The 15,060-nt window shown below is 69.9% G+C and carries 15 protein-coding genes and 1 pseudogene; 11 read left to right on the top strand and 5 right to left on the bottom strand.

Features of this window, described 5'->3' with window-relative positions:
- Window positions 1-16: 16 nt before the first annotated feature.
- Both OG514_RS24505 and OG514_RS24500 read left to right on the top strand, forming a co-directional pair.
- Window positions 17-1,180, top strand: a complete 1,164-nt coding sequence (locus OG514_RS24505; RefSeq protein WP_266898253.1) for a CaiB/BaiF CoA-transferase family protein — start codon at window positions 17-19, stop codon at window positions 1,178-1,180.
- 399 nt (window positions 1,181-1,579) lie between these two features.
- Window positions 1,580-1,945, top strand: a complete 366-nt coding sequence (locus tag OG514_RS24500; RefSeq protein ID WP_266898251.1) for a glycoside hydrolase family 3 N-terminal domain-containing protein — start codon at window positions 1,580-1,582, stop codon at window positions 1,943-1,945.
- Here OG514_RS24500 and OG514_RS24495 read toward each other — a convergent pair.
- Entirely contained in the window at window positions 1,906-3,096 is a 1,191-nt protein-coding gene (locus OG514_RS24495) for a cytochrome P450 (protein WP_266898249.1), read from the bottom strand. The two genes, OG514_RS24500 and OG514_RS24495, sit on opposite strands and share 40 nt — an antisense overlap.
- 199 nt (window positions 3,097-3,295) lie before the next feature.
- Here OG514_RS24495 and OG514_RS24490 point away from each other — a divergent pair, with 199 nt between their 5' ends.
- A complete protein-coding gene (locus tag OG514_RS24490; protein ID WP_266898247.1) occupies window positions 3,296-3,958 on the top strand; it encodes a GbsR/MarR family transcriptional regulator in 663 nt (220 codons plus the stop codon).
- A gap of 460 nt (window positions 3,959-4,418) precedes the next feature.
- Here the strand turns inward: OG514_RS24490 and OG514_RS24485 are convergent, their stop codons facing one another.
- The gene (locus OG514_RS24485) at window positions 4,419-5,159 is read right to left on the bottom strand and encodes an ABC transporter permease (RefSeq protein ID WP_266898245.1); all 741 of its coding nucleotides are present in this window, start codon (window positions 5,157-5,159) and stop codon (window positions 4,419-4,421) included.
- 139 nt (window positions 5,160-5,298) lie between these two features.
- On the bottom strand, window positions 5,299-6,561 hold the full coding sequence (locus OG514_RS24480) for an NAD(P)/FAD-dependent oxidoreductase (protein WP_266898243.1): 1,263 nt from the start codon (window positions 6,559-6,561) through the stop codon (window positions 5,299-5,301).
- A 281-nt stretch (window positions 6,562-6,842) separates the two neighbouring features.
- On the opposite strand from OG514_RS24480, the gene OG514_RS24475 reads away from it, so the two are divergent.
- The 7 genes and pseudogenes from OG514_RS24475 (at window position 6,843) to OG514_RS24445 (ending at window position 13,919) form a co-directional block, all read left to right on the top strand.
- Complete coding sequence (locus OG514_RS24475) at window positions 6,843-7,520, top strand: hypothetical protein (RefSeq protein WP_266898241.1); 678 nt, start codon at window positions 6,843-6,845, stop codon at window positions 7,518-7,520.
- A gap of 2 nt (window positions 7,521-7,522) precedes the next feature.
- The gene (locus tag OG514_RS24470) at window positions 7,523-8,479 is read left to right on the top strand and encodes a hypothetical protein (RefSeq protein ID WP_266898239.1); all 957 of its coding nucleotides are present in this window, start codon (window positions 7,523-7,525) and stop codon (window positions 8,477-8,479) included.
- Between the two features lie 95 nt (window positions 8,480-8,574).
- Window positions 8,575-9,069 (top strand): hypothetical protein, encoded by a 495-nt coding sequence (locus tag OG514_RS24465; RefSeq protein ID WP_266898237.1) that lies wholly within the window; start codon window positions 8,575-8,577, stop codon window positions 9,067-9,069.
- Between the two features lie 281 nt (window positions 9,070-9,350).
- Window positions 9,351-10,550, top strand: coding sequence for a serine hydrolase (locus OG514_RS24460; protein ID WP_266898235.1), 1,200 nt, complete (start codon window positions 9,351-9,353; stop codon window positions 10,548-10,550).
- A gap of 63 nt (window positions 10,551-10,613) precedes the next feature.
- Window positions 10,614-10,802 (top strand): annotated as a pseudogene (locus OG514_RS24455) (hypothetical protein); the annotation flags it as partial.
- 226 nt (window positions 10,803-11,028) lie between these two features.
- Window positions 11,029-13,254 carry an RNA polymerase recycling motor ATPase HelR gene (helR, locus tag OG514_RS24450; protein ID WP_266898233.1) on the top strand — a complete coding sequence of 742 codons (2,226 nt, stop codon included), beginning with the start codon at window positions 11,029-11,031 and terminating at the stop codon, window positions 13,252-13,254.
- A 245-nt stretch (window positions 13,255-13,499) separates the two neighbouring features.
- Window positions 13,500-13,919: a hypothetical protein gene (locus OG514_RS24445; RefSeq protein WP_266898231.1), complete on the top strand. Its 420-nt coding sequence runs from the start codon at window positions 13,500-13,502 to the stop codon at window positions 13,917-13,919.
- A gap of 34 nt (window positions 13,920-13,953) precedes the next feature.
- Here OG514_RS24445 and OG514_RS24440 read toward each other — a convergent pair whose 3' ends face one another.
- Window positions 13,954-14,424 (bottom strand): SRPBCC domain-containing protein, encoded by a 471-nt coding sequence (locus OG514_RS24440; RefSeq protein WP_266898229.1) that lies wholly within the window; start codon window positions 14,422-14,424, stop codon window positions 13,954-13,956.
- A complete protein-coding gene (locus tag OG514_RS24435) occupies window positions 14,424-14,705 on the bottom strand; it encodes a helix-turn-helix transcriptional regulator (protein ID WP_266898227.1) in 282 nt (93 codons plus the stop codon). The genes OG514_RS24440 and OG514_RS24435 overlap by 1 nt, the downstream gene beginning before the upstream one ends.
- 30 nt (window positions 14,706-14,735) lie before the next feature.
- Here OG514_RS24435 and OG514_RS24430 point away from each other — a divergent pair, with 30 nt between their 5' ends.
- Window positions 14,736-15,050, top strand: coding sequence for an SRPBCC domain-containing protein (locus OG514_RS24430; protein WP_266898225.1), 315 nt, complete (start codon window positions 14,736-14,738; stop codon window positions 15,048-15,050).
- The last annotated feature ends 10 nt before the right edge of the window (window positions 15,051-15,060 follow it).

Genomic DNA, 15,060 nt, shown 5'->3' with positions numbered 1-15,060 from the left:
GGAAGGCCACCCCACCATGACCGCCACTCCCCCGCGCTGGTCCGCCCTCACGGGCACGCGCATCCTCGACCTCTCCCGCCTCCTGCCCGGCCCCTACGCCACGTCCATGCTCGCCGACCTCGGCGCCGACGTCATCAAGGTCGAGGACCCGGCCGGCGGCGACCTCCTCCGCTTCGCCCCGCCCCTGTTCGACGCGCTCAACCGCAACAAGCGCTCCCTCACCCTCGACCTGCGCACCGACTCCGGCAGGTCGACCTTCCTGAAACTGGCGGCCACCGCCGACGCCGTCGTCGAGAGCTTCCGCCCCGGTGTCCTCGACAACCTCGGCATCGGCTTCGACGCCCTGCACGCGGTCAACCCCCGGCTCGTCCTGTGCTCCCTCACCGGATACGGACAAACCGGCCCCTACGCCGCCAAGCCCGGCCACGAACTGAACTTCCTCGGCCTCTCCGGCTTCTTCGCCGTCCCGGGCCGCCTCGACGGCGCCCCCACCCGCCCCGGCGTCCGCGTCGGGGACATGGCCGGAGCCATGCACGCCGCCCTCGCCCTGACGGCAGCCCTCGCCGGTGACCGGCGCGACCGGCAGGGGCAGCACATCGACGTCTCCCTCTCCGAGTCCATCACCGCCTGGTGCTCCCTCTTCGCCCTCCCCCTGCTGGGCATCGAGGACCCCCTCGCGGCCGGGCTCGTCCAGGGCGACAACGACGTCTTCACCGCCGCGGACGGCCGCCTGCTGTCCCTGGCCACCTTCGAGGACAAGTTCTGGCGCCGCCTGCGTACCGAACTCGCCCAGGAATTTCCTGAGTTCCCCGAACTCGCCTCCGCCGACCACGACCGACGCGCCGACCGTACGGCGGCCAGGGACCAGGTCAGCGCGCTCCTGCGCCGCGTGTTCGCGGCCCGCGACTACGACTGGTGGCACAAGAAGCTCGACGCGATCGGCGCACCCTGGGCACCCGTCCTCACCCGCCCCGCCGAACTCCTCACCGACGCCCAGGCCATGGCTCGCGACCTCTTCCACGAGCCGGCCAGCAGCCCCTCCACCCCACAGGCACGGTTCCCCGTCACCTTCGGCGCAGGCCTGGATACCTTCCGCCAGGCCGCCCCAGCCCTCGGCGAGCACACTCAGGAGCTGCTCGCGGAGCTCGGCCCGACCGAGGGCCTGCGGTCCGGGATGTAGGTCCAGGGCCGGCGGTGCTCCACTAGGCACAGCGCCGAGAGCGGTGCCGATACACCGAAGTTCTGTACAGACGGCGGGAGTCGGGTGACGGAACCGGCCTGCGATCGCGGTCACGGTCACGGTCACTCACGCTGCTTCCGCACTCACCCGGCAGGGCTCATAATCCCGAACGGCGTAGCGGGAAAAGCAGGACCGGCATCGTGTTCCACGACGGCATGGCGCGAGGAGAACCCATGAGCGGGTACACGGCTCCAGCACGCGACGGCGTCCCGTGGCGTGGGAAGGATGCTTCGTTCGCGACGTCGGTCGAGGCGGTGCGGGCCGGTCAGGACCCACGAGGCCAGGCGGAGTCCCTGTACGCGCTGCTCACCGAGGACGAACGGCTGGAACTGCTCGACGGTGACGTCCCGTTCTGGGACGGCCCTCGCCTCGATCCTCGCCGAGGGCTACAACGACCGTCCCTACGTCCACGGCGCCGTCGAACGGCTGGGCATCCCCGGCATCCGGTTCGTGGACGGCCCGCGCGGCTGCGTGGCGGGCGCCGGGACGGCGTTTCCGGTGCCGATGGCGCGCGGCGCGACCTGGGACCTCGCGCTTGAGGAACGCGTCGGCGAGGTCATCGGCCGGGAGATACGGGCCCAGGGCGGCAACCTCTTCGGCGGCGTGTGCGTCAACCTGCTCCGGCATCCCGCGTGGGTGACCCCATGCGGCGCGCCGAGTTCCCGTCAGACGTCCCAGGTGACCGGGAGGCTCTTCACCCCGTAGATGTCCGCGGTCTCCGGGCGCAGCCCGACTTCCTCGGCCGGTACGGCCAGGCGCAGCGTGGGGAAGCGGTCGAGCAGGGCGGAGAACGCGATCCGCATCTCGATGCGGGCCAGCTGCTGCCCCAGACAGAGGTGGATGCCGTGGCCGAAGGCCAGGTGACCACCGTCCTGCCGGTGGAGGTCGAGCTCCTGGGGATCGGTGAAGCGCTCGGGGTCACGGTTGGCGGTGTTGTACGACAGGACGACCGTCGTGCCGGCCTCGATGATCTGGCCGCCCACCTCGACGTCCACCAGCGCCGTCCGCATGAACGTCTTGGCGACGCTCAGATACCGCAGCAGCTCCTCCACGGTCTGGTCGATGAGCGCGGGATCGGCGCGCAGCTCGGCCAGTTGTTCCGGGTGCCGCAGCAGCGCGAACGTACCGAGGGACAGCATGTTCGCGGTGGTGTCGAACCCGGCGGCCAGCAGGATCAGGGCGATGCCCTGCAGTTCCTCGTCGGTCAGGTCGCTGTCGGTGAGTTCGCTGAGCACGTCGTCGGTGGGGTTCGCGCGCTTGGCGGCCACCAGGTGCGCGAGGTAGTCCTGGGTCGCGGTGTAGGCCGCCATCAGGTCCTCGTCGTTCGTCTCCCCGTTCATGAACTTGTCGATCTGCTCCTGGAAGGAGTCCCGGTCCTCATAGGGCACCCCGAGCAGTTCGCAGATGATGATGGTGGGGATGGGCTTGGCGAACGCGGCCACGAGGTCCGCCGTGGGCCCGGTCTCCTCCATGGCGTCGAGGCAGTCGGTGGTGATCTGCTCGATGCGCTCGGTGAGGAGTCGCATGCGTCGTGCGGTGAACTTGCCCACCAGCGGCTTCCGGTAGCGGCTGTGGTCCGGTTCGTCCATGAGGAGGAACTCGCCGGGCGGGGCCGGCGGGATCTCGAAGTCGACGACGTTCAGGAGGTCTTTGCGCGAGCTGAACCGCGCGTCGGCGAGGACCGACCTGACCAGGTCGTATCCGGTGATCAGCCAACCGGGTTTGCCGCCGGGGTGGGTGTAGCGGCTGAGGGGGCCGTGCCGGCGGGCGTCGGTCAGCTCCGACGGCGGGTCGAAGGGACAGCCGGGCCGACGCTCCGCCGGCAGCGTCGTGACGGTGTGGAGGGATTCGCTCATGACCATTCCTCATCTCGCGACATCACGTGTTTGACGCTTACCGAAAGCTACGTTGCGTTCTGAGCGAACGTCAATCACCAGAATGACATTTACCCAGCTCAAAGCCCATTAATTGATGCAATGACACTGCCCTCGAACGCAATGACCCGTTGCAATGACTGAGGGCGAAGGCAATACTGACGGCATGCCAGGAGGACGATTGACCCAGCAGGACCGCACGCGCATCGCGGCCGGACTCGCCAACGGGCTCTCCTACGCCGAGATCGCGAGGCGGCTCGACCGGTCGACCTCGACGATCAGCCGGGAGATCGGACGCAACGGCGGCCCCAGCGGCTACCTGCCCCAACAGGCGCACCGGGCAACGGTCCAGCGAGCGCGGCGTGACGCTCCGGCACCCGCGCACGCGGCCGGACCGCCGGGCGTCACCGTCGCAGCGGAGGAGATCATCGAACTGGCGGTCAGATCGGGGCTGCCGAGGATGACGGCGCGCGTCCACGTCGACCTGCTGCTGTCCGAGGACGGCAGGCGCACCGCGGCCGAACTGACCAGCCGGCTGAAGGTCAGCCCGGCCTCCGTCTCCGTGGCCGTGAACTACCTGGTCCAGAACGGATATGTACGGCGCGAGCGAGACCCGCAGCGGCGTCGCGACATCTACGTGGTCGACGACGACGCCTGGTACCAGTCGATCGCGATCAGCTCACGGCAGACACTCGAGTCGGCGCAGGCCGCGATGACCGCAGCGGAGACGCTCGGGCCGACCACCCCCGTAGGCCGGCGACTGGCCAGGGGAGGAACCTTCCTGGAGCGGGTCGTCCAGGACATGCAGGAGTCGGCCGACCGCTGGCGCGGACTCCTGACGTGACGCTCACGTGGCCCCTGCTTTCAGCCAATCGGCCACCCTTGCGAGCGGTTTGAGGGCTGCGGTCCAGGGAAGCCGCGGCGGCACCTGGGACTGATCATCCACCGCGGTTCTCGGCACCTTTGCCGCCGCCTGGCCCCGTTCCCGATCGCGACCAGCGTGGTCGCGGTGTTCGCGCTGGCGCAGGGTGGAAGCATGGCCGCCGAGGCGACCATGGCCGGCGTACTGCGGGGGCTGTGGGGATTCGTCGCGTTCTGCTTCCTGGTCGCGGTCCTCGTCGTGCCGCTCGGGGGCCCGGCGGCCTTCGGCATCGCGGCGGTCGCGTCCCTGGCGACGCAACCCGTCGCCCGCCGGGTCTCGGCGCTCGGACGGCGGTCTCCGGCGATGCGGGCACAGCGGCACCCCGGCCGGGGCGGGCCGCTGCCGAAACCCCGGGTCGTCGCGTCTCACTGCTGCGTCGCTCTCACTCCCGCCGCAAGCGCCCCCTGGCCACGAGTTCCAGGGTGACGGCGACGGCGACCGCCTGGACGAGCAGCAGGGCGACCAGCACGAAGAGCTGTACGGCGCCCGCCCGCAGGGGTGACGCGCCGCCCAGGAGCATGCCGACGAAGGCACCGGGAAGGGTGACGAGCCCGACCGTCCGGGTCTGGTCCATTCCCGGCAGCAGAGCGTCCGACGCGGCCTCGCGGGCCACTTCCAGACGGGCCTCCCGTTCCAGGAGCCCCAGCGCGAGCCCCGCCTCCACCTCGCCCTTCCTGGTGGCGAGCTCGTCGAGGGCGCGCCGCCCGCTGAGTACGGTCACGGTGAGCGCACCTCCGATGAGGATGCCGGTGACGGGGATGAGGGTGATGCCCCGGACCGGTACGAGCCCGGTGAGCAGAAGCGCGACGACGACAGGTACGACGCCGGCGGCGATCGGGACCGCAGCCCACAGCCACGCGCCGCCGGGCGCGGGGACGACGCGTCGGCCGGCGGTCCGGACCGCCACCGCGTACATCAGCAGCAGGAAGCAGAGCAGCAACGGCAGCGAGCGGACGACCCAGCCGATGACGAGGGAGACGGCGACGAGCTGGACGGCGGCGCGGGTTCCGGCGATGAGCGTGTCACGGGCGCGCCCGAGCCGGGCGAGCGCGACCGTTCCGGCGGCGAGGCAGAGCAGTACGGCGAGTACGGCCCCGAAGGTCGCGTTGACGTCCAGAAGCACGCGACAACACTAGGCCGTGATGGGAGCCGTGCTCAGGACAAGTGCGGTGACGCCGCCGATCGTCGCGGTCGGCGGCGTGTTCCGTCAGGGCGTCTGTCGAGAGACACGGTCATGCGCGGACGCGGGCGGGATGCGCGCCTCAGCGTGTGGGTGACACAGCCGCTCGATATTTGATGTTGACGGCCGCCGACTTGGCCAGGATGACCGGGTTCAGGAAGCGCAGGGGGCCGATCAGACGGGATGCGAAGCGGTGCATGTGCCGCGCGATCGACTCGTCACGCGCCGCCGCCGAGAAGACCAGCCGCTCGATGGGGTTGAAGGGTCGGGCCTTGGCGAAGTCGACGGCCAGGTACTGGTGGCCGCGGAGTTGACGTCCGTGCCTGCGTTCGTACGCCGCGAGCGACTTGTCGAGGTCTCCCCGGCCGGTCGCGGCCGAGGCGACCGCCGCTGCCAGCCATTGCGCCGACTCCAGCGCCCACCCGCATCCCACGCCCCACAGGGGATCGCCGGTCAGGGCCGCGTCGCCGATGAGCGCGACGCCCGGTGCGGTCGGCTTGCGGCTGTGGAGCGGGTAGTCGACCATGCCGATGATCTTCGTGATGCGTTCGGCCGAGTCGATGGGCGGCGCCTCGGGCAGAGCGCGGATGAACTCAAGGAAGCTGCCCTCCAGGTCCTCCCGGAAGGCCGGAAGGTGTTTCTTGTCCGGGACCACGGCGAGGACCGTGACCCCGTCGTCGTTCGGGAACGCGTACGCCATGTCGGGCTCCAGGAACCAGGTCTGGCCGATCCCGCCGTGCAGCGGAAGGTTGCGGAAGTGCGCGAGATAGCCGAACCGCGCGTTCTCGTACTGCCGGGCGGGCACCCCGGCGAACGTGGCCACGGCGGAGTCCTTGCCGTCGGCGCCGACCACCAGGCGGGCCCGTATCTCACGCTCGCCCTGCCGCGTCGACGCGCGCACCCCCACGGTCCGCCCGGCTTCCCGGACCAGGCCGGTCACCTGGTGACCGAGGAGCAGATCGACGCCGGGGGTCCGTGCCGCGTGGGACCTGATCAGCGGATCGAGGACGCTGCGCCGGATGTTGTACGCGTGCGGCAGCTCGGGGCCCGTCGGTGCGGCTCTCGGCTCGATCCATCCCCAACGGGTGTACCAGCGGGCGTCGTTGCGTACGGCTCCCGCCTTCTCCAGGGCGGGGACGAGGCCGAGTTCGTCCAGCACCGGGTAGGCGTTCGCCGTGACGGAGTGGGTGCACAGCACCTTGTACGCCTCGGGGTCCGAGCGGCGTTCGAGCAGGGCGACGCGGGCACCGCGTCGGGCCAGCAGGATCGCCGCGGCGCTGCCGGCGAGGCTGGCGCCGCTGATGACGACGTCGTACTCGGATACCGCGCTCTCGGGCTTGGTCATGCGCCGATCGCCCCCTTCGGGTGGTGGTGCCGTAGATGGGAGTGGTCCATGGTGCATAGTGCCGCGCCCGCGACTGTCAGGCACATGGCGAAGTGTAGGGAGCGAGACCCCACTGAGCCGGCGAGGCTGGACCGCTCGGGCCGCAAGGCCGGGTGCCGATTCCACGCCTACCCCCGGAGGAGCCGCCCCCGGCACCGGCGGGAGAAGGCCGAAGAACGCCCCTCCACACATTGCCGCAGGTACGTAAAACAGCTAAATATCCGTATCCGAGGCAGACATTTTTGGGACAGCTGTCCGATTATTTTGAGCCGCACCGCGCGCCCCGGCCGGAAGTCGAAGTAATGTTCGAGCCGCTTTCCCGAGGGGAGTTGCGGCGGAGAGAATGGACATTCGTCGACAACTGCCCGTTTCAGTTGAGCCGCTCCACGCAGTTCGATGTATCCGTATATGGGGGGGATATTCCCATGTTTCGAATAGCGCGCGCCGCGCTCGGTCTCACCATGGCCACCGCAGGAATCATCGCCGTAGGAACTCCGGCGAACGCCACGACGGTCTACAGCTCCGATTCCTGTTCTTCCACCACGAGATGCTTCGCCATCTTCTACAACAGCAAGCAGAACATCGGAATCTTCTTCTCCTCGTGCTTCCTCACCAACAAGAGCGAGTACTCCCACGAGGGTTACAGCATGCCGACACCGAGCGGTCTTTACACCGTTCGTTATCAGTTCGACTACGGCAACAGCTTCGAGTTCCCCGGCGCCGACAAGTGCAGGCCGACCGAAGGATCCGGGCAGGGCGTCAAGAACAATGCCGCCGGCGCCATCAACGCGGACACCGCTTCGCATCGCGTCTACTACAACACCGGATACGGCGGTACGTACCAGACGTACTACCCGGGGGACAGCAAGAACCTGATTACCGCACTCAAGAACGAGAACGCCAGCAGCGAGAGGCTCTGATCATGAAGAAGAATCTGATCATTCTTGCCCTCTGCGGCACCGCACTGCTGACGGCTTGCGGTCAGGCACAGAAGTCGGGACAGGACTCCCCTGCCGCCATCGGGGAGGTCCCCCAGGTGGAGACCGTGGCCGGCTGGACTCAGGTGAAGCGGGAGGGATGGCCGGAGGCGGTTCCGGCCCAGGGGCTCGCGCAGGGGCTCACCCTGCCGATCGAGCGCTACCTGGTCCCCTACGCCGAGGAGATCGCGTTCCTTGAGGGCCGCGGCAACGCGGAGATCAGGTGCATGCGCGCGCTCGGCTTCCCCGACTGGCGCACCGAGACCCTGGGTGTGAACCCCCCGACGTCGGGCAGCTCGTCCAACATGGAGCGCCGGTACGGCCTCACCATCCGGAGCGAGGCCGAGCAGACCGGCTACCACGTTCCCAGCAAGTCCGAGGTGAGCGCGGCCGCGCTCGCCGAGCAGGAGACGCCCCGCGCGGTCGTCGCCCTCAAGGGTGTGGAGAACGCCAAGGCGGTCCAGTCGTTCGAGGGGAAGGCCCTCCCCGAGGGCGGATGCATCGGGGAATCGCTGCGCCAGACGCCCAGCCCCGACATCGCGCTGGCCGAGGAACTCTCCGGACAGAGTTTCATGGCGTCGCAGGAGACCCCCGAGGTCAAGACGGCCATGGCCGCATGGTCCGCCTGCATGAAGGAGAACGGGCACCAGGCCGCCACGGTGTGGGAGGCCGCGAACCTCGCCGACCCCACCTCTCCTTCCGCCGGCGCGGAGGAGAAGAAGATCGCCCTGGCAGAGATCGACTGCAAGCAGAGGACCGACCTCGTGGCCGTGTGGTTCAAGGCGGAGCAGAAGATCCAGGAGGACCTGATCTCCAAGAACCAGGCCGCCCTGGAAACGGCGCGGAACACCACCGTCACCAACGTCAAGTCGGCACGACAGGTCACCGCGAGCGTTCGCTGACCGCCCGCGGTACAGCCGTCCGAACCGGACGGCCGCCGCTGTCCGCTTGCCCGGTCGAACAAAGGAAAGAAAGCCTGATGCGCACCATCCGTTCCATGGCGACGCGAGTCGCCGTGCCACTCGCCGCCGCTGCCGTCGTCTCGATGCTCGCGTCGCCGGCGGCCACCGCCGCCACCACGGCTGCCCGCACCCCGACCTCGGCAGGAATATGCTACGAGAACCCCTGCATCACGGGGATTCGCGCGGCCACCCACCCCGATTACGACCGCCTCGTGTTCGACCTCACGTCGAGTGTCACGGTCACCGGCACCTCGACGAACACCACGGGCGAGTACACCCCGATGAGCGGCAAGCCCGAGTACCTGGACGTCCCGGGAACCTCGTACCTCTTCGTCACGATGGAGCCGGTCTACACCGCCACCGATCTGAATCTGGCCATGGTTCTGAGCCTGCCCACGATCAAGGGCGTCCAGTTGACGAACTACCACGCGGCCAGGGGCCAGTTCGGGATCTCTCTCGGTCCGAGCACCCGCTACAACATCTTCCAGCTGACCCAGCCGAACCGCCTGGTCATCGACGTCTACCGCTAGAACCCGGCTTCGGCCGGATCGGTTCACAGCAGGTCCTTCCCGCGCCGTCGGCGCGGGAAGGACGGCCCCGGAACACGGCTGAGAGCCGTGCGAGGGCTCGCGCGGCCAGCGCCGGCGGGTGGCCATCCAGGACCTGTCCTGCCCCAGGGCCGCCTCGGTGACATGGGTGGCGCCGAACGAGTGGACTCGCCGGGAGGGGGGACCGGCCGGGGGCGCGTGGTGCGGGGTGGCGGTGGTGATGTGGCCGTCCCTGACCGTGACCCCGGAAGAAGCGTGCCGCCATGCGACGTACCCCCTATCGCCGATTGTTCGCCGCGTCGGTCCTCGTGGCCTCCGTGCTGGCGCCGATGGCGGCGACCCCCGCCACGCCCGTGCACGCCGCGAGCGTCGAGCGGCACGGCGAGGACGACTGCCCGCCGGGTGGTCTCGGGCACGAGCTGACCGCGCGGCTCGACAAGACGATCGAGGACGTCCGCAAGCAGGCGAACATCCCCGGTGTCGTCGTCGGGCTCTGGATGCCCGGCAAGGGAAGCTACGTCCGCACCACCGGCGTCGCGAACACCGTCACCCGCGAGCCGATGTTCACCGACACCTTCGTCCGGATCGGCAGCGAGACCAAGACGTTCACGGTCACCGCGCTGCTCAAGCTCGTCGACGAGGGCCGCATCGGCCTCGACGACCCGATCTCCAAGTACGTCCGCGGAGTGCCGAACGGCCCCCGGATCACCTTGCGTCACCTCGCCGAGATGCGCAGCGGCCTGTTCCCGTACACCGCCGACGCGGACTTCATCCACGACCTGCTGAGTGACCCGCAGCGCCCCTTCACGCCGCAGGAAGCGCTCGCGTACGGGTTCAAGCACAAGAACACCTTCAAGCCCGGCGCGCAGTTCCAGTACTCCAACAGCAACCTGGTCCTCCTCGGCCTGGTGATCGAGAAGGTCAGCGGCCACCGGCTCACCGACTTCATCCACAAGCGGGTGCTCCGCCCGGCCCACCTGCGCGACACGTTCTTCCCGAACGACGCCGAGTTCCCCGAGCCGCACGCGCGCGGCTACACCGACCAGACGCTGACCGGCACGGTCGCGGACGCCACGGACTGGAATCCCAGCTGGGCCTGGGCGGCCGGCGCCATGATCTCGAACCTGCACGACCTGCGCCGCTGGGCCAAGATCGTCGCCACCGGCGAGCTGATCAGCCCCGAGAGCCAGGCGCAGCGCCTCAAGACGCTGCCGACCGGATTCCCCGGCACCAGCTACGGCCTCGGGATCCTCAACACCAACGGATGGATCGGGCACAACGGCTCCATCCCGGGCTACGAGACCGTGACGGTCTACCTGCCCTCACAGAAGGCCACCCTGGTCGTCATGATCAACACGGACTCCCTGGTCGGGACCCAGGAGCCGTCCACGCTGCTCGCCCGGGCGATCACCGCGGTCGCCACCCCGGACAACGTCTACGCCGGTGGGGTGTCCCCGCGTTAGTCGGAACGTCGTGCTGCTGGATCCGGCCCCCGGGAACACCCGGGGGCCGGCTTCACGTTCCCTCGCGCTCTTCTGGCCTTGCTCGCCGGGGAGTTACGGGGCGGGTGCGGCACCTCTCGGATCGTCGAGGGGCTGTGGCCGGACGAACAGCCGGAGAATCCGGCGAAGGCCGTACGGATCCTGGCCTCGCGGACCCGCACCAAGCTCGGGAGCGAGCTGCTCGTCTCCACCCCGATCGGCTATCGGCCGGCCTGTCCGAGGACGAGGTCGAGGTCGAGGGGCGCGGTGGCGGCGCCTGAAACCGGCGGCAGTGACGCCCGGGCGGAACGTCAGCGGCGCCAAAAAAGAAGGGCAAGAAGGTGTACGCACCTCTTGCCATTAACAACTTATACCGCACAGGGGGGCTTGCGGCAAGGCCCCCGTGGTACCGCAGAATCACTCTCCTCAGCCCAGGACCTGCAGAAATGAGACTCACCCAGTGCGTGTGCTTTCGTCGGTGGACCAGTCGCGCGGCACCAGTGCCTTCGACCTTCCCGACCGCCTCTCCCCCAAGGCCGACCCGGCACTGATCGCCGGCGACGAGCGGCACTTCGCGGCCATCGCGAAGTGCCTCGAAGAGACGATCGCCGAACTGTCCGACCGGCTCGACGCCACGCGCAAGGCCCCCGGCGGCGCCGGCCGGGAGGCGATGGACCGTGACGCGGAGATCCACCGCCTGACCGGTCGCCTGCGCACCCTGCGCCGCTTCGGCCTGGACCTGTGCCTGGGGCGCATCGTCGGTGCGGAAGGCTCCGAAGGTTCGGAAGGCACGGAAGGCTCCGATGGCGAAACGGGCGACGCGGGCCACGCGGAGCCCGTGTACATCGGTCGCCTCGGCCTCACCGACAGCACGGGCCGCCGCCTCCTCGTCGACTGGCGCTCGCCGGCCGCCGAGCCGTTCTTCGCGGCGACCCACGCCGGCCCGATGGGTCTCGCGAGCCGCCGCAGGTACCGCTGGAGCAACGGCCGGATCACCGACTACTGGGACGAGGTGTTCACCGCCGACGGGCTGGAGGAACACGCGGCGCTCGACGACCAGTCGGCGTTCATCGCCAGCCTGGGCAGCAGCCGGTCGCCCCGGATGCGCGACGTGCTCGCCACCATCCAGGCCGACCAGGACGCCATCATCCGGGCGGGCTCCCGCGGCACCCTCGTCGTCGACGGCGGACCGGGTACGGGAAAGACCGTCGTCGCGCTGCACCGGTCCGCGCACCTCCTGTACGCGGACCCGCGCCTCGGCCACCGTCGCGGCGGCGTGCTGTTCGTCGGTCCGCACCAGCCCTACCTGGCGTACGTCGCCGACGTCCTCCCCAGCCTCGGCGAGGAGGGCGTGCAGACCTGCACCGTGCGGCACCTCGTCGCCGAGGGGGCCAAGGCCACGACCGAGCACGACCCCCGGGTGGCGCTGCTGAAGTCGTCCGCGGACATGGTGCGGGCGATCGAGGCCGCCGTCCGGTTCTACGAGGAGCCGCCCACCCACGGGATGACGGTCTCGACCGACTGGGCCGACGTCCGGCTCACCGCCCGCGACTGGGCCGAGGCGTTCGAGGCGGCGGAGGCCGGCACTCCGCACAACGAGGCGCGGGAGCAGATCTGGGAGGAGCTGGGCACGATCCTCCTGGGCAAGCTCGACGGCGACGTTCCGGAGGAGCAGTTCCGGAAGTCGCTGCGGCAGGACGAGGAACTGGCCGACACCCTGCACGGCGCATGGCCGCTGCTGGAGGCGGCCGACCTGGTCGGCGACCTGTGGTCGGTCCCCGCGTACCTTCGCAAGTGCGCCCCCTGGCTCGACCGTGAGGAGGTCCGGGCGCTGCAGCGCCCGGAGGCGCAGGCCTGGACGGTGTCCGACCTGCCCCTCCTGGACGCGGCGCGGCAGCGGCTCGGCGACCCGGAGGCGGCCCGGCGCAAGCGCCGGCAGCAGGCCACCCTCGCCGCGGAGCGCGCGCGCATGGCCGATGTCATCGCCGAGGTGCTCGACGCGGACGACGACGGCGAGGGCGCGGTGACGATGCTGCGCGGGCAGGATCTCAAGGACAGCCTGGTCGACGAGGCCGTACTGTCCGGCACCGAACCGGACCTGCTCGCCGGTCCGTTCGCGCACATCGTCGTGGACGAGGCGCAGGAACTGACGGACGCCGAGTGGCAGATGCTGCTGCTCCGCTGCCCGTCCCGGAGCTTCACCATCGTCGGCGACCGCGCCCAGGCCAGGAACGGCTTCACGGAGTCGTGGCAGGAGCGCCTGGAGCGGGTCGGGCTCGACCGGGTCTCCGTGGCGTCCCTGAGCATCAACTACCGGACGCCGGAAGAGGTCATGGTGGAGGCGGAGCCGGCCATCCGGGCCGCACTGCCGGACGCGAACGTGCCGACGTCGGTACGGAGCAGCGGCATCCCGGTCGTCCACGGCTCGGTGACGGAGCTGGAGGGGATCCTCGACGACTGGCTCGACGCCAACGCCGACGGGACGGCGTGTGTCATCGGCGACCCGCGGTTCCTGCCGAGGTCCCGCGTCCAGTCGCTCACCCCGTCCCTGTCGAAGGGCCTAGAGTTCGACCTGGTCGTCCTCGTGGACCCGGAGAAGTACGGCGAGGGCATCGAGGGAGCGGTCGACCGCTATGTCGCGATGACCCGCGCGACCAGGCAGCTCGTCATCCTGACGAGCGCCTGACGAGCGCCTGTACGCGTGTCCGAGGAGCAGCGGGAAAGTGTCCGACCGGCCTCTGACCTGCTCCTCGCCTGCCCCTGACCTGCTCCTGACCTGCTCCTGACGGCGAGCGGGGCCGCATCGTGAGCCGGAGGCCCGGCGCCTGTTCGGGCGCCGGGCCTCCCTCCACTGGCTCAGTGGGGCGAACCGGTGCCGTACCTGGGCGTGCCACGGACGCTCCTGCGATGAGATGACGTATCGATAGGTGCATGACTCAGACGCCCGAACACGCCGCCGCTCCCGTTCTCGACGACCAGGTCGTTCCCGGTGGGGAGTGCCCCGAGGTCGCGTCGCTTGTCGCTCCGTACCTGGGCATCATCCGTTCCGCTCTTCCCCCCGTAGAGGCGGAACGATTCTTCGTGCGGGCTCTGGACGCGCACGAGGAGGAGCGGCGCCGGGCAGGGGCGCTCCAGCTCGGGTTCAGCGCGTACCTCTCGGACGCTCTCGGTGACACCTGGGGCGGGTCCCTCGCGCACACCTCCGCCTGGGAGGCCATGCAGGCGATCCGTCAGCTCGTCCGGAAGGCCCCGCGCGCGGACCTCGCCGCGTACCTGCGGCTCGGCCTCCGGCTCGTCCGCGAACTCGGCGCCGGAGCCCCGGGCCGGGCCCCGGTCTCGGTGGGCGCCTGACAGGCCGCTTCGGGCACTTCGGGGAGTCCGGCGCTCAGCCCTCCGGCTGCTGCCGCATCCACGCGTCCGGGCCGGGGTCGCCGCCCTCGGCCCGGATCGCGAGGCGGTCCACGTAGTGCTGCCAGCCCTCGGCGTGGGCCTCGCAGGACTCCGGGGAGGGCAGGCCACTGTGGATCAGACGGAGGCGGGTGCCGTCCGGGGTGGGTTCGAGGGTGATCTCGACCGTGCTGGAGCCCGGCGGGACGAGCACGGGGCCGGACTCCCAGCCCCAGCTGAAGACGATCCGCCGGTGCGGGTCGACGGTGATGAAACGGCCGGAGGCGACGTTCTCCCCGGTGACCCGGGTGCGGTACGAGCCGCCCGGCTCGAAGGAGAACGTGCCGTCGGCGCCCATCCAGGACAGCCACTTCTCCTCGTCGGTGAAGAAACCGAAGACGGTCTCCGGGCGCGCGTTGATGCGCCGCTCCAGGGTGACGGTGTCCATGGGGGTCGCGGGGATCGTCATCAGGGCTTCTCGCTTCGTTCGGCCTCTTCGGCGAGCCGGGCCAGGGTGTCGAGCTTGGTGGCCCACATGGCCTGGAGGTAGTCGGCGAGCGGGCCGAGCGCTTCCCGGTCCGCCCGGTAGAACCGCTTCGTCCCGTCCTTGCGCAGCGTAACCAGACCGGCGTCCCGCAGCACCTTGAGGTGCTGGGACACGGCTCCGAAGGTGATGTCGAAGCGGGTCGCGATCTCCCCTGCGGCCAGCTCGTCCTGCCAGATCAGCCGAAGGATGCGCTCAACACCCACGACGGCCTCACCGGCTGGTGGACGAACGACGTGAACCGCGAGGACGAGGTCCTCCTCTTCAACTTCCCCGGCGTCCCCGAGCCCTTCCGGCTGCGCCGCGACCGGGCCGACGAGGGCCGCGTGGTCTGGGTGAACGTCGGCACGTTCCCGCCCCACTGGGCCGGCACCACCATCACCTGGGAGCTGACCCCGACCGCCGAGGGCACCCGCGTGGCCTTCTCGCACGCCGGTTTCCCCGCCGACGAGTCCGAGATCCCGATGATCAGCGAGACCTGGGGCACCCTGATGAACCACCTCAAGGGGTACGCCGAGACGGGCGTCCCGCAGCCCTTCTTCACGGTCTGAGCGCGCCGCC

The sequence above is a fragment of the Streptomyces sp. NBC_00572 genome (genome assembly GCF_026341815.1).
In the GTDB taxonomy this organism is placed as follows: Bacteria; Actinomycetota; Actinomycetes; order Streptomycetales; family Streptomycetaceae; genus Streptomyces.
The sequence above is the reverse complement of the archived record's forward strand: the minus strand, read 5'-3'. Positions and strand labels throughout refer to the sequence as shown.